Genomic DNA, 17,494 nt, shown 5'->3' with positions numbered 1-17,494 from the left:
AGACTTACTTGCTCAGTACATCGCGCAGACGATCTTGCGCCACTTCCACCAGCAAATCCGGTTGGAACTTGGAGATAAAACGATCGCAGCCCACTTTTTTCACCATGGCTTCATTAAAACTGCCACTGAGCGAGGTGTTCAAGGTCACGTAGAGATCTTTCATACGCGGATCGTTACGGATTTCATAGGTGAGTTTGTAGCCGTCCATTTCTGGCATTTCGGCATCGGTGATCATCAGCAACAAGTCCTCAACCACATTCTTGCCTTCATCCGCCCAAGACTTCAGCAATCTTAATGCTTCAAGACCATCGCGGCACTCAATGATATTAAGGCCCAGTTGCGACAAGGTTCCTCTCACCTGAGCGCGCGCCGTCGAGGAGTCATCAACAATCAAGACGTTGCGTCCGACCATTTGTGTCGACAACTCTTCATCCAGTACGCCTTCGGAAATGGAGACGTCGTAGTCAATGATCTCAGCCAGCACTTTTTCTACATCGATGATTTCGACAATCTTCTGCTGGCTGTCTTCTTGCACATGTGTAATGGCTGTCAGGTAGTTCGCACGTCCTGCCGTTTTCGGTGGCGGCTGAATTTCACTCCATGCGGTGTTAACAATATTGCGCACTTGACCTACTAGGAAGCCCTGCACAGTACGGTTGTATTCGGTGATGATGAGATTTTCTTCTTGATTTTCAAGACGAGAAGGCGGGAAGCCAATGGCAGCGCGCAGATCAATCACGGGCACAGAGACACCACGCAGTGATGCGACACCCGTGATGTTGTAATGAGAGCCGGGCATTTTCGTCAATGGCGGCACTTTGATCACTTCACGCACTTTAAACACATTGATCGCGAAGATTTGACGACTGTTGAGGCTAAACAGCAACAACTCAAGTCGGTTCTCACCCACCAAGTTTGTGCGCTGATCTACGGTATTTAATACTCCAGACATACTACTTCTCAACCAATGTATTAAGACAAATTAACTAGGGTATTCACCCCGTCCCTTTTCAAGATTATATGGGAAAGTGGAAAAGATAAAGCTTGGCTATGAGATGACGTGCGTTAACCCTCAATGACTTTCATCAACAGCAGGCCATCGTATAGCGCCTGTTTGATTAGCGCCGCGCCCGGCATGGTCGCTTGTTTGTAGAAGCGCGATTCCACCAGTTCCAAATCTTGATGATAGACAGGCAAACTCTGCTCTTCAATGCAGGTTTGGATTTCCGGGTACAAAATGGTTTTGGCTTGGTTAATGGCGCCGCCAATCAACACCTTCTCGGGGTTGAACAAATTGATCACCATCGCAATCGCAGAGCCGAGGTAGCGCCCCAACTTTTGGATGACATCCACCGCCAGTGGATCGCCGTTCGCCGCCGCTTCACAAATGTCTTCAACCGACACTTCATCAATCGATGAGAGCGATGACTCTTCACCATTGGCGATACGCTCGGTCACCTCATCACGAATCGCTTGTGAACTGGCAACGGTCTCTAAACAACCACGGTTGCCGCAGTGACACTGCTTACCGTTTTTGTCGATCTGAATGTGGCCAAGCTCACCAATGTTTCCGTGACGACCTTGCAAAACCCGGCCATCCAAAACGATCCCAGCCCCGAGACCGTGGTGAATCGAGATGAGTACCGAGTTGTCGTTCTCTTGTGAGTGGCCAAACAGTTTTTCTGCTAGTGCCCAAGCTCGGGTATCGTTGGCAATAAACACAGGCAAACCCGTGGCTTTAAAAATCTCTGGGCCTAGGGCTAGATTTTCGACGTGATAGTGCGGCATTTGCAGCACGACGCCTTGCTCAGAGTTCACTAAGCCCGGCAACGTGATGGCAATACTGGTGACGCGATCAAGCTGATCGGCGTAGGTTTGGAAGAACTCGTCAATTTCATGTAAAAGTCGCGCGAGCACGTCGTCTTGGTCTGTCTCGTGAATATCGATTTTGGTATCGATGAGGACATCACCACCCAGCTCATGCAGTGCAATGGTCAGATAACCGCGACCAAGACGCATCGAGAGAAATTGCCAGCCTTCGTTATTGACTTGAAGCCCCACCGCAGGTCGACCACGACTGGTGGCTTCTTGCACTGTGGTTTCATGGATAAGGTGCGCCTCTATCAGCTCACGAGTAATCTTGGTGATACTCGCTGGTGCTAACTCGCTCAACTTGGATAAGTCGATGCGAGAAATAGGGCCGAACTGATCGATCAGTTTGTAGACACGGCCAGCGTTGACCTGCTTGATATGATCAATATGGCCAGGTTGAGCCATGTACATAGAGTGCTCCAAATATCAGTAACCTGGTAATTTTTTTACTTTGCGAACTAATTGTGAAGAGCTTTGATGAATCGCCGTGACCAGCATCACGTATAAAGCGTTTTGTTTGTGTCCCGAGTCAAATCACAAAACGATTCCTGCCCCCTTAGTGTTATTTTTTTGCATTAATAAATATGTCTCCATCCTCAAGTTTGAAACAGCGTATATACTTATCTCATAGGGAACTTATCTCATCGAGCATTTAAGTTATCAGGGACTTAATTTCTCAAACACTTAATTTATCGACCACAGACATCATCGAGCGCTTGGAGAAAGCGAGTCTGGCGAATAACGCCTTGCAAGGAGAGTTCAATGACCATCATCCAGAGAAGAACAAAAATCGTCTCAACCCTCGGACCTTCAACCGACCAACCCGCTATCTTAGACGCCATTTTGCAAGCGGGGGTCAATGTGGTGAGAATGAACTTCTCGCACGGGACGGCTCAAGATCATAGAGATCGCGCCACCAAAGTCCGCAATATCGCCGCCAAATTGGGCACACATGTCGCCATTTTGGGTGACTTACAAGGCCCCAAGATTCGCGTCTCCACCTTCAAAGAGGGCAAAGTGCACCTCAAAGTGGGCGACATTTTTATTCTCGATGGCGACCTGCCTGCAGGTGAAGGTGACAAGAACGCCGTCGGTTTGGATTACAAAGCGCTGCCAGATGACGTCACCACCGGCGATATCCTGCTTCTTGATGATGGCCGAGTGCAACTCAAAGTGATTGGCGTATCCGGCCAGCAGGTGCGCACCGAAGTAACCATCGGCGGCACGCTCTCGAACAACAAAGGCATTAACAAAAAAGGGGGCGGCTTGTCGGCCGCCGCCTTAACCGAAAAAGACAAACGGGACATTCTTCTTGCGGCAGAAATCAATGTCGATTACCTCGCGGTGTCGTTCCCACGCAACGGCGAAGACATGAAGTACGCTAGACGCCTCGCAAAAGATGCCGGGCTCAACGCCAAATTGGTCGCAAAAGTTGAGCGCGCTGAAACGGTGGAGAGCCTTGAGAACATCGACGACATCATTCTCGCTTCCGATGCCGTCATGGTCGCTCGGGGCGATTTAGGGGTGGAGATCGGTGACCCTGAGCTGGTCGGCGTACAAAAACAACTGATTCGCCGCGCACGTAGCCTGAACCGCACCGTGATCACCGCGACGCAGATGATGGAATCCATGATGGAAAACCCGATGCCCACTCGAGCGGAAGTCATGGATGTGGCCAACGCGGTACTGGATGGCACCGATGCGGTGATGCTCTCGGGTGAAACCGCAGCGGGTAAATACCCTCTTGAGACCGTGATTTCGATGGCCGAAGTCTGTTTGGGTGCCGAGCGTGTGGCCTCCATCAATCGCAGTCAATTCCAAGTCGATTCAGAATTTGAATCCGCCGAAGAAGCGGTCGCGATGAGCACCATGTTCGCCGCCAATCATACCAAAGGCGTTAAGGGCATCATTACCCTGACTGAATCTGGCCGCACCGCACTGATGATGTCTCGTCCAAGCTCAGGGCTGCCCATCTTTGCTCTCTCTCGCAACGAAGATACGCTAAATCGCAGCGCCCTTTACCGTGGCGTGTTCCCGATTTTCTTTGACTACAAAGGCGACACAGGCTTTAACACCGCTCAAGCCGCGGTCAATACGCTCAAAGAGAAAGGGTTACTCGATGAAGGCGACTTAGTGTTGATCACGCTCGGTGACGTGATGGATGTGGTAGGCTCGACCAACTGCATGCGCATCTTGAAAGCCTAGCCAAATAACGCCAATAGGGAGCAAAGCTCCCTATTGGTTTTTATTTTCGGAGCCGGCTTACTGGCCGAATTTACACCTCTTCTCGCTTAACTCGCCAGCACCTCTAAACACTGAACAAGCGCTGTTCACTGCATCGGGCGAAGGTCTCGACGAATCGATAACCTGCCTCTAAACCGAGTTGATAATCGTGTTCTAACGCGGATTTCTCGCTCATCAGCGAACTCGATTGCAGAGGTTTATCGGGCTTAATTTGCACAATAAAACAATCATCCGGTGGCGAATGAAGGAAATCTTGCGTCAAGGCGTAGGTTTGATAGTGCACCATCAACATATCGGCTAAATGTGAGTCAAACTTATCGCCCAGCAAGTGACTCAAACGGTACACATCGTCGGCGCCAAACAACCAACGCCCACCATTGAGCGCCTCAAAGCCCTGTTTTTGGATTTGCAGCTGTTTGTTTTTCTGCACCTTTTCCGACAAAAACGCGCCCCAATCCAACTTCCATTGCGACAGCTTTTGCTGCCACTGCTCTTGAATCAGATTGAAAGAGTCACGAAACCACTCAACTTTCTCTGTTTGTGTAAGAGGAGTGGGCTCCACGGCAAGATCATCCCCTTCAGTGCGGATCACGACAATGCATCGAGCGCCCTTGCGCCACGCTTCTTGTACCGGGATCGACGCCGACACGCCGCCATCCACGTATTCTCCATGATCAAATGCCACTGTATTGGGATAGAGCCTTGGAATCGCGCAGGTGGCAATCAGCACCTTTTTCCAATCATCCTTTAACATGGGCAAATAATGATCGAGAAGATGATGCGTATCCGTGACCGCCGCATAGGCATCACGCTTACCCAGCACTTTGCGTCCTAAGTCGACATCCAATCGGTAGGGGTAATCACTGATTTTATCCAGCGACCAATCTAGCCCAAGGTACTGTTTGCGGCGGATGTAACCGAAAAGATTGAAGAACTGCGGATCCGTGGTCAAATCTAAGATGAAAGAGCGACCGATTCCGCGTTGGCGGCAGAGGTACGCACACAAATTCAACGCACCAGCTGAGGTGCCATAGAAGGTATCAAACGGGTCAAAATTGGAGAGAAGAAAAGCATCGAGTACACCGGCAGTGAAGATACCTCTTTGGCCGCCCCCTTGGGCAACCAAAGCGTTTTTGCCACCGGTATATTTGGCGAGTCGGGATTCGTCTAACTCGACAGCAGCATTAGTAATGCATCCGCTGTTGTTCATGATGACGGTTAAGCCGCATTGATCGCGATAAGTCCATAGCCAATTAACACGGTAAAGACGGTCGCGACGATGATGAGGGCAAATTTGAGATCGTGTTCCATAGACATCTCCTTGTTGTTTAACAAAGTAATAACACCTCTGTGAAGTATCTTCAAATACCACATCTTTTTTGTGTTTAATTATGGCGTTAGCGTCACAATTGCCTTACCCCACTGCGATTAGATTCTCGATAAGGAACCGCTCATGACTTGTCTGCGCTTGCTCACTCCCTTGCTTTTACTCTGCACCCTACCCTCCATCAGCTACGCCGAGACTTTCCTCACCCCTTGGCTAGGTGTGACACTGGGCGGCGAGTTAGAAGATCAAAACGGACAAACCTACGACCTCAACCCCTCAGAGAGCTATGCCTTTAGCCTAGAACATACGCTAGATAAGGGACGCATCGGCCTTTTTTACGCCACCCAGTCGACCGATGTAGAAAAGATTTCAGAGCGAGCGACCACTCACTATCTTCACTTTCAGAGCAGCATTTACTATCCCTTGAATCAGGGGCTGTCGAGCTACGTTGGCGTCGGTTTGGGCGCGTCCTACATGGATGCCCAATGGGTGGATGACCACTATGGGTTTTCCGCCTCAATCTTTGGTGGCTTTGATTACCAGCTCAACTCGCAACTTTCTGTTAACACGCAAGTACGCTGGCTCGGGACTGTGGTGGACAATGACACCAGCGGGATATGTAATCTACCCAGCGATGGCAGCGAACAGTGCATCATTCGCTTTAAGACCGATTGGATGAATCAATTTTCCGCCAACATCGGGCTCACGTGGCGATTCTAGGATTCTCAATATCGAGCAGGTATAAAAACGCCACCGACAAAGCGGTGGCGTAGAGAGTCCAATTGGAGCGCTTAAAAGTTGTACTTAATGCCGAGTGCGCCACCAATTTGCAGTTCAGGACCACTGTATAGGTCAAGCTCTGGGTGGAGTTGGCCGTAAAGATCCCAACCTTTGCCCAGATCCCATTTCAAGCCCAGTGGCACGCGCACGCCAAACTCTTTGTGATCCCACTCGCTCCAACCACCAACACCGACATACCAAGAGACTGGGGCGTTGCCATCAAAACGACCAGAAGTGATCAGGTAGTCAAATGCAGCACCATCATTGCCAAGGGTGAAACGGTATTGATTATCGAGCTCCAATACCGCACTGAGCTCTTGATCGTAAGCCATACCGACCGAAATTGGGGTTTTATCTGGGTTTGCCATGGCTGCGGACGAGCCAAGCAATACTGCCAACGTGCCCCCTACCATGCTAACGCTTCTCTTGTTCATTGATGAGTTCCTTAGCGGTTTAAGTTCTGCAGGAAATTATCGTCAAAAGTGCCTATCAGGTGTCAGGAAAACGTCAGAACCTAATAACAAAGGGCTAGAGACAACAATGCCAGTCATCAGACTGGCATTGAAAGTTGAACGTGCATAATGCGTCAATTAAGAGACGGACACATGCAAACACGACACTGCGTGCACATCGCTACCTTGAATAGTTGGCTTGGTCTTGGCGCACGCGTCGGTCGCTTGTGGACAGCGGGTGCGGAACACACAACCAGACGGCGGACTGATCGGTGATGGCAGATCGCCTTCTAACATTTCAATCTGCTTCTCACGTTCCAACTTGGGATCGGGAATCGGCACCGCCGACATCAGTGCGCGTGTGTAAGGGTGTTTCGGGTTATCAAACAGCGCGTGAGCTTCACCCAACTCCACTGCGTTACCCAAGTACATCACCAACACGCGATCAGAAATGTGTTTGACCACCGACAAATCGTGGGCGATAAACACCAGTGACAGACCCAGCTCTTTTTGCAGCTCTTTAAGCAAGTTCACAACCTGAGCCTGAATCGATACATCTAGCGCCGATACCGGCTCATCACAGATGATCATCTTCGGATTCAAGATAAGCGCACGAGCAATACCGATACGCTGACACTGACCACCCGAGAACTCATGAGGATAGCGGTTAATCACGTTAGGCAGCAGACCGACCTTCTTCATCATCTCTTTAACACGCTGCTTCACTTCCTCTTTGGAGAGATCTGGGTAGAAAGTCTCCAGCGGCTCGGCGATGATGTCACCAATGGTCATTCGCGGGTTAAGCGACGCCAACGGATCTTGGAAAATCATCTGGATCTCTTTACGCGTTTCACGGCGCTGGACCTCTTTCATCTTGGTCAAATCTTGCCCAAGCCACACCACTTCACCGTCGGTCGCTTCGACCAAGCCGATGATGGCACGGGCGAAGGTGGATTTACCACAGCCAGATTCGCCCACTACGCCGAGCGTTTCGCCTTCGTACAAACGCACGTTAACACCATCCACCGCTTTTAGCGTTGAAGGTTTGGCCCATGGCCACGCCGATTTTGCGGCAATGTTGAAGTGCACCTTCAACTCTGAAATGTCTAGAATGACTTTTTTATCTGCGCTCATTTCGTCCAAGCCTCCCAATCAGAAAAACACGCGCGTTGACGACCTTGACCAAATGGCGTCAGGATCGGCGCTTCTTGCTTACAGCGATCCATAACGCGATGGCAACGCTCTTGGTACGGACAGCCCGTCGGCAGACGTAGCAAGTTTGGCGGGTTTCCAGGAATGGTGGGCAGTACCTCACCTTCGGTATCCAGGCGAGGAATCGCTTTGAGCAGACCCTCTGCATAAGGGTGACTTGGGTTGTAGAAGATCTCATCCACGCTACCGTACTCCATGGTACGGCCTGCGTACATCACCAGCACTTTGTCACATGAACCTGCAACCACACCTAAGTCGTGCGTGATCATGATGATGGCGGTGTTGAATTCTTGTTTTAGCTCGTTGAGCAAATCCATGATCTGCGCTTGAACTGTTACATCCAGAGCGGTCGTCGGCTCATCAGCGATCAGCAGTTTAGGACGACACAATAGCGCCATTGCGATCATCACACGCTGACGCATACCGCCTGAAAATTCGTGCGGGTACATGGTAATACGCTTGCGCGCTTCAGGGATTTTCACCGCTTCCAACATGCGGACCGACTCTTCAAACGCTTCGGCCTTGCCCATGCCTTTGTGCAGCATCAGCACTTCCATCAACTGATCACTGACCTTCATATAAGGGTTCAGTGACGTCATAGGATCTTGGAAGATCATCGCAATTTGCTCAGCGCGCACTTTATTGAGCGCTTTTTCTGGCAAGTTGAGGATCTCTTTGCCTTCAAATTTAGCACTACCTGAGATGATGCCGTTTTTGGCCAGCAGCCCCATGATAGCGAAAACCGTTTGCGATTTACCCGAACCAGATTCACCCACAATACCCAGTGTTTCACCTTGGTTGAGTGAGAAGTTCAGATCGTTAACTGCGGTGACGATACCATCCTGCGTGGTAAATTCGACGCGCAGATCTTTGACATCTAATAAGCTCATCATTGCTTCCTTAATCTTTCTCTTTAATTATCTGTCTTTAGGATCAAGCGCATCGCGCAGACCGTCACCAACGTAGTTGAAGCAGAATAAGGTCACCACCATGAACGCGGCTGGGAAAGTCAGCTGCCAAATAGCGATTTCCATCGTTTGCGAACCTTCTTGTAGAAGTGCGCCCCAACTTGTCATCGGCTCTTGTACACCTAGACCAAGGAATGAAAGGAAAGATTCAGTCAGAATCATGCTTGGGATCAACAGTGTGGAGTAAACCGCCACAATACCCAGTACGTTTGGCACGATATGACGCGTAATGATTTTCCAATTGCTGACGCCACAGACGTGTGCCGCTTCAATGAACTCTTTACTGCGTAGGCTCAAAGTTTGACCGCGTACAATACGCGCCATATCCAGCCAAGCAATAGCACCAATCGCGACGAAAATCAAAATGATATTTCGGCCAAAGAAGGTCACCAATACGATCACGAGGAACATAAATGGCACCGCGTAAAGGATCTCCAAAATACGCATCATGATTCTATCGACTTTACCGCCGATAAATCCAGAGGTTGCGCCATAGAGGGTACCAATCAGAACCGCCACCAAGGCGCCGAGTACACCCACCATCAGTGAGATTCGGCCACCAATCAGCGTACGTACGTAGAGGTCACGACCTAGACTGTCGGTACCAAACCAGTGCTCAGCACTTGGTCCAACGTGCATCGCGTACCAATCGGTATCATCGAATGTGTACGGCGCAATCATCGGCAGGAAGATAACCGCTAAAGTCATCACAAACAAAATGCACAGGCTGATCATTGCCGCCTTGTTGCGCATAAAACGAATACGGGCGTCTTGCCACAAACTGCGGCCTTCGACTTCCAAATTCTCTGCAAACTTCTCGACCGCTTCGAGGTTCTCTTTTTTCGTTAACATAACCAATCTTCCCTGTTAGTAGCGAATTTTCGGGTCAATCATTGCAAGGAGAATATCTACCACTGCGTTGAAAAGAATGAAGAGGAAACCGATCAAAATCGTAATTCCCATCACCAGCGAGTAATCGCGGTTAAATGCGGCGTTGACGAACAACTTACCAATGCCAGGCAGACCGAAGATGGTCTCGATCACCACCGAACCGGTAATGATGCCAACAAACGCAGGGCCCATGTAAGAGACGACAGGCAACAACGCAGGTTTCAGCGCGTGTTTAAGAATGATGTAACGGTAGCTCAAACCCTTCGCACGCGCGGTGCGGATAAAGTTACTGTTCAAGGTTTCAATCATCGAGCCACGGGTAATACGCGCAAACGTGGCGATGTACAAAAAGGACATACCGAGGACAGGCAAAACCATGTACTCAATCGCGCCGCCGTTCCAGCCGCCCGCTGGGAACCACCCCAGACCAATCGAGAAAATGTAGATAAGGACGGGGGCAAAAACAAATGACGGTAGCACCACCCCTATCATGGAGGTGGACATCACCGTATAGTCGAGCCAGGTGTTTTGCTTTAACGCGGCGAGCGTGCCGACCGCCACTCCGACAATCACAGTGAAGATAAAGGCATAGAAACCGACTTTTGCCGATACAGGTAGCGCCTCAGACACCAACTCATTCACCGTATAATCTTTGTACTTGAACGAGGGGCCAAAGTCGCCTTGAAGAATATTACCTAAGTAGGTGGTGTATTGCTCAAATAGAGGCTTATCCAAGCCATATTTCTCGTTGATATTTTGCATCACTTCAGGAGGCAGTGTCTTCTCTGAAGAAAAAGGGTTACCCGGTGCAAACCGCATCAAGAAGAACGATACGGTAATTAGGACAAGTAAGGTTGGAATAGCTTCCAAAATTCGAGAGAAAATTAGCTTTAACATAAAACATCTCACATCTAAAAAAACAGTGCGCTAATAACGCGGGCTATCAGCGCACTGGATATCTTACTCAAGGATTACTTTTTGATAATGTACATGTCTTTTGAGTAGATATTGTCTTGCGGGTTTTGATCAGGGTAGCCACCAAGCTGTTTGCTTACTAGACGTGGCTGAACGTACTGATAGATAGGTGCGATTGGCATATCTTGTGCCAACTGAGCTTCTGCGATCGCGTAGTACTTGTTACGCTCTTCTTCAGTTTTCGCCACTTTTACTGCGTCGTTCATGGCCTTATCAAAAATCTCGCTAGAGTATTTCTGGTCGTTTGAACCGTTCTCAGTCATCGCAATCGCTAGGAAGGTAGAGGCTTCGTTGTAGTCTGCACACCAACCTGCACGGCGAACGTCAAAGTTGCCTTGCTTAGAGCTGTCTAGGTAAGTTTTCCACTCTTGGTTCTCAAGCTTAACGTTGACGAAACCACCCAGCGATTTTTTCCACATAGATTGAACCGCAACGGCGATCTTCTTGTGGTTTTCACTGGTGTTGTACAGCAAAGTGAAATCTAGAGGTTTGCCTTGACCGAAGCCCGCTTCAGCAAGAAGCTCTTTCGCTTTCTCTACGCGCTCTTTTTGCGTCATTGTTGCGTACTCTGGCGCTTCAGGTGCGAAACCTGTGATGCCGCTGTGCGTCAATGCGTAAGCAGGTTTTTGGCCTTGACCTAGAATCGCTTGAGTGATGATGTCACGGTCAATCGAATAAGACAGCGCCTTACGTACGCGAACATCGTCAAACGGAGGACGTTGGTTGTTGAAACCGTAGTAGTAAGTACATAGGTTTGGTGAAACAACCACGTTATCTGGGTAATCTTTCACAAGACGACGGAACTGCTCATTTGGCACTTCGTAAGTCATGTGGATTTCACCCGATAGGAAACGGTTCATTTCCGCGTTTTGGTTTTCGATAGGAAGGTAAGTCACTTTATCAATGACGGTATCGGCGTTATCCCAGTAGTTAGCATTACGCTCTAGAACGATCTTCTCGTTCACTACCCAATCAGACAACACGTACGCACCGTTACCGACAAAGTTACCTGGTTTCGTCCAGTCGTTGCCGAACTTCTCAACCGTCGCTTTATGTACTGGGTACATCGTGGTGTGCGCCATCATCTTCACGAAGTATGGCAGTGGTACTTCAGTCTCAACCACGAGCGTGTGCTCATCCACGGCTTTCACACCCAGCTCAGCCACGTCTTTCTTCCCTGCGATGATGTCTTTCGCATTTTTCATCTTGGTGTATTCGATATACCAAGCGTAAGGAGACGCAGTCATTGGGTCAGCAGCGCGTTTGAAGCTGTATTCAAAATCATAAGCGGTGACAGGATCGCCGTTCGACCATTTCGCATCTTTACGGATTTTGAATGTGAACGTTTGATTGTCTTCAGTAGACCAAGATTCAGCAGCACCTGGGATGGTATTACCCGGGCCATCTTGGATAACAAGGCCTTCCATCAAATCACGTAGAACGTGAGACTCAGGCACACCTTCAACTTTATGAGGGTCTAGCGACGCCACTTCCGTACCGTTACCACGGACGAATTCCTGTTTTGCTGCTAGTTCGACACCCGCTGGAACATCAGCGGCAAAAGTTGCGGTAGAGGCCACTGCAAGGCCAGCACCTAGTAGAAGGGCTTGTGTGATTTTGTTCTTGTACATGAGTAAAACTCCAAGTTTTTCTTTTGCATCCATGACGTCTTTGTGGTTTTCACTTGAACGGCCAGTGATTTAGGTTTTTTTAGCCCAAAATTCGACCAAGAATAACCTAAAAACCCCACAAAGATTGCGGCACACATTACCAACCATTGAAGCAATTTGCCATAAATTTGTAGCATTCAACCGTAATATTCCACGATCATATCAATGAATTGGCATATAATTCTGCATACGTAAACGTTTGCCAGAGAGTTGGCATTTCTTTACATCTGCAGACAGACTAATGCGCCTTTTAGTCTAAATTAACACCAGCATCTAGCATCATCTGCTAGAAAGCGTGCAGAAAATTTAACATTAGTTATGAAAGGTGGCGACTACTTAACTACAAATCGCTTATCCGATGAGAGGTTCTGTGAAGCGAATCACCATGATGCACCTATTTAGTCAACCTGCGCCAAAAGTGATCATTCACGAAATAAATAACTCACTGCCAATGCTCAACACGTCAGTCAATAGCCCACTCTACATTGATAAATTTAGAGCTTTATTTTGTGTGTTTTTTAGCTATTCATCGTCGTGGCGAATGCGTGGAATGCTTTATAAACCGCCAATGTGACGTCTCTCATACTTATCCATCTCAAAAATGCAAAATAGCGAGCTCTCCATCGTGACTCATTTACACTCAAAGCTATCTATCGGTTTTGAACAGGCGCTGGCTTTGTCTTCTTTATTTAAAACGCTGTTGATTAGCTTAGTTATGATCGCCATGACGGCGTGTACTTCCCTGTCACCTGACACCCATAATGAGAAGAGCACCAGCACCGCCCTGCCATATCAGCATAACTCACCCTTAGATCACTATTTCTCTGCCCTTTCGAAAAAGACGCCGGGAGAGACAGGATTTTATCCTTTAGAGCATGGCCACGACGCTCTCCTGACTCGCTTGGCGCTGATTGAATCCGCACAGGCAAGCTTAGATCTTCAGTATTATATTTTCCGTGACGACGAAACCAGCCAACTGCTCAGTTGGCGACTGTTCATCGCCGCCGAGCGAGGCGTCCGAGTTCGCCTATTGTTAGACGACATGCAAAAGCGCGATGACAAGGTTATGGCTTACATCAATTCACACCCAAACATCGAGATTCGTCTATTCAATCCTCACCAATATCGCACAGCGCGCGGCGCGGCCTTCCTCAGTGATTTTGACCGTCTTAACCACCGTATGCACAATAAATCACTCACGGCAGATAATGTCGCATCGGTGATTGGCGGGCGAAACATTGGCAATGAGTACTTTTCATTTCAATCGGATGTCGAGTTTGGCGACTTTGATCTGTTGATGCACGGTGAAGCCGTCGCAGAGGTGAGTGAGCAGTTCGATGAATATTGGAACAGCGACTTCGCTATCCCGATGGAGTGGATTTACCCCAATCGCACACCGCTCACCTCTGAAGCCATCTCAGATTGGGTCGCAAGCTCTAAAATCGAAGAGCAGTTCACGCAGGGCCAATACGACTTTACCCAATTACCTCTTTATCAAAAGCTTATTGACGCAGAACTCTCGCTTTTCTGGGGTAAGGCGCAGCTTATCTACGACTCGCCAAACAAAGTGCTAGGACAAGGCGAGCCACTAAAAAGCGGATTGACACAATTTCTTAGCCAAACAGAGAGTGAATTGGTCTTGATTTCCCCCTACTTTGTCCCGACGGAATCTGGTACACAAGCCTTGATTTCAGCGGTTGAGAAAGGGATTGAAGTGACGATTATTACCAACAGTCTCGCGTCCAATGACGTTTTCGCCGTTCACGGTTGGTACGCGAAATATCGCCAAGCGCTCATTGAAGGCGGCGTTACCCTTTGGGAAGTTAAAGCGACAGCAGACATCGACAACAGTTGGAGCATCAAAGGCAGCAGCAACGCCAGCTTACACGCCAAAGTCATCGTACTCGATCGGAGCAAAATTGCCGTCGGTTCGATGAATCTTGACCCGCGCTCTGCGGAGCTCAATACCGAGTTGGCGGTACTGTTCGAACAACCTGAGTACGCGGAGCGCGCCTTAGCGCAGCTGTACAGTAAATTGAATGAGAAGGCGTACCAAGTCATCGTGCAAGAGGGCGAACTGATTTGGATCGATCACGCGCAGTCCGTGCAATTCGATAGCGAACCCGACGCTAGCCTATGGCTAAAAATGGGCGCCTGGATCAGCGGATGGCTACCGATAGAAAGCCAGTTGTAAGCGGGTAAAAGATTCGCACTTCGGGCCATTGCCCAATCAATCTTGACCGCTTGTTTCCATTATGAAGTTAGTGAGTTGCTGCCCACGTACATCAACTTGCTGCTTTGCTACAACACGAAAGCCAAGGTACTCATAAAACGGACGGGCGGTGATGCTCACGTGAGAATAATAACGCTTGATGCCTAGTCTGCGTCCTTTCGTAAATAGGTGCTCCATTAATCGTCGCCCTACCCCGATGCCTTGATACTCGGCATGACAGAAAAAATGGTCGATGTACCCATCCTTCTGTAAATCTGCAAAGCCGACTATTTTGCCTTCGAATTCCGCAACAAAAGGTTTCATACCATCGGCGCGCTTTTGCCACACCGTCATATCAAAGCCATCCGGAGCCCAAGCGGATACTTGCTCAAAAGTGTAGTCTTTGATATTCACGGTTCTAATCGTTTGGAACTTCAGCTGCCACATTTCTAGGGCGTCAGAGTGCTGGTAGTCTCGTATCGTAATCATAGCTATCTGTTGCTCGCCGATTTTTAACGTCGTGTTCTTTGAAGATTAATACCACTCAGTCAGAAAAGCTGCGATAGCGGTTTATCTGATAATATCGCTCGAATGAAAGACGCGCAGTTCACCATACTGAATCTAATGGCGAGCATACCGTTGAACTGACCGCCTACATTGTTTTTGGACATTACTGATGTCAGCAGCATTACTAAATCACAATCTAATGAATGAACTCATGCATGATAAAAGTAACACAACGTTTAGTTGAAGAGCTCTCTCCTCCTACCACCGTAAATACAGAACCCAACGATCGCGCTAATCGAGCCGACCGTTGGAAATCTGTCTTAAAGCGTTTTGTTATCTTTTTATTTTACAATGACTTAATTGTCCAGTGCTGGTAATCATTTTTACTACTGTCACATAGCTGCAAAGTTACAGGTCTCATAACATGAACTGGTGAACCACCACGTCCTTCTTTTTTATTTTCACTATCGACTGTGAGGCACAGACCTGGAACACTATTAGGAGAAATTTGACCATTCTCTTTCAAAGAAAAGCTTTGAAGATCAGAAACCCCACAGTCTTCTAGATCAAGTGACGCTCCTGCTGTTAAAGCCGATGCAGACATACAAACATCGAAATATGAAATTTTAAAGCTACCTTCTGAGATTAGAGAAACCTCAAAGCCTTGATCTTCAAGTATTTCACCAGTGTAGTTATAACAAGTATGTGCCTGTAATCCTCTTTCTACTGGAGCATTTGCGCCCTGTCCACCTGCAATATCCAAGCAATAGCCTCTTGAATCATCCAATGGAGAAGACAGCATAACTTCTGCGATATTTACATCACCAGCAGAGTATACGACAGGTGATACAACTGCTAACAGGGCTGCACTTTTGGACAAAATCTTTATCATACCTTACCTCTATCAATCATCGAACTATATCAATATAGATGATAGCAGTCTGACGGCGATCCCCTCTAATCGCAAACATTTTTAATAACTATGATCTCACGCCCATATGGAAAAAAGATCGAAATCGAGTGGGAATTTGATAACGGAAGTACCAAATACCTGAAGAAGAACGTTGGGTAAGATAGCGCATGTTTAGTACCACTATTTAGTACCAATCGCTTTCAGAGCTAGTTTTAAAGGATAATTACTTGATAAGTAAGGATAAAGCAGTAGAAGTGTCGTTGCACCCATAAAGTGTCCAATCGCATTACAAAAATCAACGCCTTAAACATGAACTAAAACTATAAAGTGTCCCAAATTAAAACCATAAAGCGTCCAAATCTTTATCACACACAAAACTATGCTTCAAACTGAAAGAAAGTTACAAAAAAGGGCCTTATAATTCTATTGCACCCCTTTCATTTAAGGTACGACAGAATCGATTGGTGATCACAGCTAACTATCACTTGAGCTAGCTCGTTGTTGGACATTTCTGTGTCAGTGAATTTGCTAATTTAGCTTTTGACGAATTAATAGGGGTATGGAAAAACCTCTGTTCACGTGGCCAGTTTTCTCATCTACAATGCTCTGCGCTATCACAAAGATAAATTCTTATTCATATAAGTGCAATAAACGCGGTAACATATAAAAAGTCGTAATTTAAAGCGTTGTATCTATGTTACTCCACAAGAAATATAACAAGATCTTACCAACGGAAGACTTCATATCTGATGAAGTTATTCTGTTAAGTGCCTGGAAAAAGTCTCACCAACATATCAGAGGGGTCAACTGGTATGTTGATTGTTTAGACTTAGATAAATCTGCTCTCGAGCTTGATCTAAGGGTTTCCTCTCTATCTTTAGCCCTTAAGGAAAACGACCTTGAGTTATCTCCTCTAAAGCTAATACCTGCACCTAAGTCTCATCCATGGACATTTATAAAATCGGACGATGAGTCTGCCCTCACTTGGGTTCCAAAAAGCAAAGATAAGGATGAAGATGACTCTGATAACCCTCGATTGCCAATGAGACCTTTGGCCCATGTATCGATAGACGATCAGACCGTTTTTACTGCATTGATGATGCTGCTGGCTAACCATGTTGAAACTGAACAGGGTGACACCTCTACTCTGTTTTCTGATGTACACGATAAGGGTTTAATAAACTATGGTAACAGGCTTCACTGTAAGTACGTTGATAACAGTGCATCATACTCCTGGGGTAACAGTAATACATATAGTAAGTTTTTTACCGACTACCAGCGCTTTCTAGAGCGCCCTATCTACTTTGGTCGTGAAGCTAAGCGAGTTAAAACAAGCAAAGAAGAAATCTATGAAATTCATTTAGACTTTTCTAAGTTTTACGACTCTGTTGATCGGACGATACTTGCAGAAAAAATTGAGGATCTGGTCAAAGAAATAACTGGCAAAGAAGCTGATGAATGTATTAGCTAC

At 47.6% G+C, this 17,494-nt stretch carries 15 protein-coding genes and 1 pseudogene; 4 read left to right on the top strand and 12 right to left on the bottom strand.

What is annotated here, in order from left to right; translation table 11 throughout:
• Positions 1 to 4 precede the first annotated feature (4 nt).
• Positions 5 to 952, bottom strand: a complete 948-nt coding sequence (locus AC6R0R_RS02415; RefSeq protein ID WP_500625579.1) for a chemotaxis protein CheV — start codon at positions 950 to 952, stop codon at positions 5 to 7.
• A gap of 113 nt (positions 953 to 1,065) precedes the next feature.
• On the bottom strand, positions 1,066 to 2,283 hold the full coding sequence (mlc, locus tag AC6R0R_RS02410; protein ID WP_500625578.1) for a sugar metabolism global transcriptional regulator Mlc: 1,218 nt from the start codon (positions 2,281 to 2,283) through the stop codon (positions 1,066 to 1,068).
• A 351-nt stretch (positions 2,284 to 2,634) separates the two neighbouring features.
• Between mlc and pyk the strand changes: the two genes are divergently transcribed.
• Complete coding sequence (gene pyk, locus AC6R0R_RS02405; protein ID WP_500625577.1) at positions 2,635 to 4,077, top strand: pyruvate kinase; 1,443 nt, start codon at positions 2,635 to 2,637, stop codon at positions 4,075 to 4,077.
• 103 nt (positions 4,078 to 4,180) lie between these two features.
• Here the strand turns inward: pyk and AC6R0R_RS02400 are convergent, their stop codons facing one another.
• Both AC6R0R_RS02400 and cydH read right to left on the bottom strand, forming a co-directional pair.
• Positions 4,181 to 5,326, bottom strand: coding sequence for a patatin-like phospholipase family protein (locus AC6R0R_RS02400; RefSeq protein WP_500625576.1), 1,146 nt, complete (start codon positions 5,324 to 5,326; stop codon positions 4,181 to 4,183).
• A gap of 8 nt (positions 5,327 to 5,334) precedes the next feature.
• On the bottom strand, positions 5,335 to 5,427 hold the full coding sequence (gene cydH, locus AC6R0R_RS02395) for a cytochrome bd-I oxidase subunit CydH (protein WP_334550872.1): 93 nt from the start codon (positions 5,425 to 5,427) through the stop codon (positions 5,335 to 5,337).
• A gap of 142 nt (positions 5,428 to 5,569) precedes the next feature.
• Here cydH and AC6R0R_RS02390 point away from each other — a divergent pair, with 142 nt between their 5' ends.
• Positions 5,570 to 6,163, top strand: coding sequence for an outer membrane beta-barrel protein (locus tag AC6R0R_RS02390; protein WP_500625575.1), 594 nt, complete (start codon positions 5,570 to 5,572; stop codon positions 6,161 to 6,163).
• 71 nt (positions 6,164 to 6,234) lie between these two features.
• Here the strand turns inward: AC6R0R_RS02390 and AC6R0R_RS02385 are convergent, their stop codons facing one another.
• The 6 genes from AC6R0R_RS02385 to AC6R0R_RS02360 all read right to left on the bottom strand — a co-directional run bounded on the left by AC6R0R_RS02385 (position 6,235) and on the right by AC6R0R_RS02360 (position 12,352).
• On the bottom strand, positions 6,235 to 6,657 hold the full coding sequence (locus AC6R0R_RS02385; protein ID WP_500625574.1) for a hypothetical protein: 423 nt from the start codon (positions 6,655 to 6,657) through the stop codon (positions 6,235 to 6,237).
• Between the two features lie 156 nt (positions 6,658 to 6,813).
• Positions 6,814 to 7,809, bottom strand: coding sequence for a murein tripeptide/oligopeptide ABC transporter ATP binding protein OppF (gene oppF / locus AC6R0R_RS02380; protein ID WP_487902387.1), 996 nt, complete (start codon positions 7,807 to 7,809; stop codon positions 6,814 to 6,816).
• Positions 7,806 to 8,777: an ABC transporter ATP-binding protein gene (locus AC6R0R_RS02375; RefSeq protein WP_334550877.1), complete on the bottom strand. Its 972-nt coding sequence runs from the start codon at positions 8,775 to 8,777 to the stop codon at positions 7,806 to 7,808. Before AC6R0R_RS02375 ends, oppF begins: the two co-directional genes overlap by 4 nt.
• Before the next feature lie 27 nt (positions 8,778 to 8,804).
• A complete protein-coding gene (gene oppC / locus AC6R0R_RS02370) occupies positions 8,805 to 9,707 on the bottom strand; it encodes an oligopeptide ABC transporter permease OppC (RefSeq protein WP_334550879.1) in 903 nt (300 codons plus the stop codon).
• A 15-nt stretch (positions 9,708 to 9,722) separates the two neighbouring features.
• Positions 9,723 to 10,643, bottom strand: a complete 921-nt coding sequence (gene oppB, locus AC6R0R_RS02365) for an oligopeptide ABC transporter permease OppB (protein ID WP_248331649.1) — start codon at positions 10,641 to 10,643, stop codon at positions 9,723 to 9,725.
• A 74-nt stretch (positions 10,644 to 10,717) separates the two neighbouring features.
• Positions 10,718 to 12,352, bottom strand: a complete 1,635-nt coding sequence (locus AC6R0R_RS02360) for an ABC transporter substrate-binding protein (protein WP_334550882.1) — start codon at positions 12,350 to 12,352, stop codon at positions 10,718 to 10,720.
• Positions 12,353 to 13,106: 754 nt separating this feature from the next.
• Here AC6R0R_RS02360 and AC6R0R_RS02355 point away from each other — a divergent pair.
• Positions 13,107 to 14,585, top strand: a complete 1,479-nt coding sequence (locus AC6R0R_RS02355) for a phospholipase D family protein (protein WP_500625603.1) — start codon at positions 13,107 to 13,109, stop codon at positions 14,583 to 14,585.
• 36 nt (positions 14,586 to 14,621) lie between these two features.
• On the opposite strand, the gene AC6R0R_RS02350 is transcribed toward AC6R0R_RS02355, so the two are convergent.
• The gene (locus tag AC6R0R_RS02350; protein WP_500625573.1) at positions 14,622 to 15,092 is read right to left on the bottom strand and encodes a GNAT family N-acetyltransferase; all 471 of its coding nucleotides are present in this window, start codon (positions 15,090 to 15,092) and stop codon (positions 14,622 to 14,624) included.
• A gap of 364 nt (positions 15,093 to 15,456) precedes the next feature.
• Positions 15,457 to 16,002: an RICIN domain-containing protein gene (locus AC6R0R_RS02345; protein WP_500625572.1), complete on the bottom strand. Its 546-nt coding sequence runs from the start codon at positions 16,000 to 16,002 to the stop codon at positions 15,457 to 15,459.
• Between the two features lie 715 nt (positions 16,003 to 16,717).
• Between AC6R0R_RS02345 and AC6R0R_RS02340 the strand changes: the two are divergent.
• Positions 16,718 to 17,494 (top strand): annotated as a pseudogene (locus AC6R0R_RS02340) (reverse transcriptase domain-containing protein); the annotation flags it as partial.

It is taken from the genome of Vibrio sp. R12-SW3-ISO1 (assembly GCF_059834005.1).
Note: the sequence above shows the minus strand (reverse complement) of the source record. Positions and strands in the feature narration are given on the sequence as shown.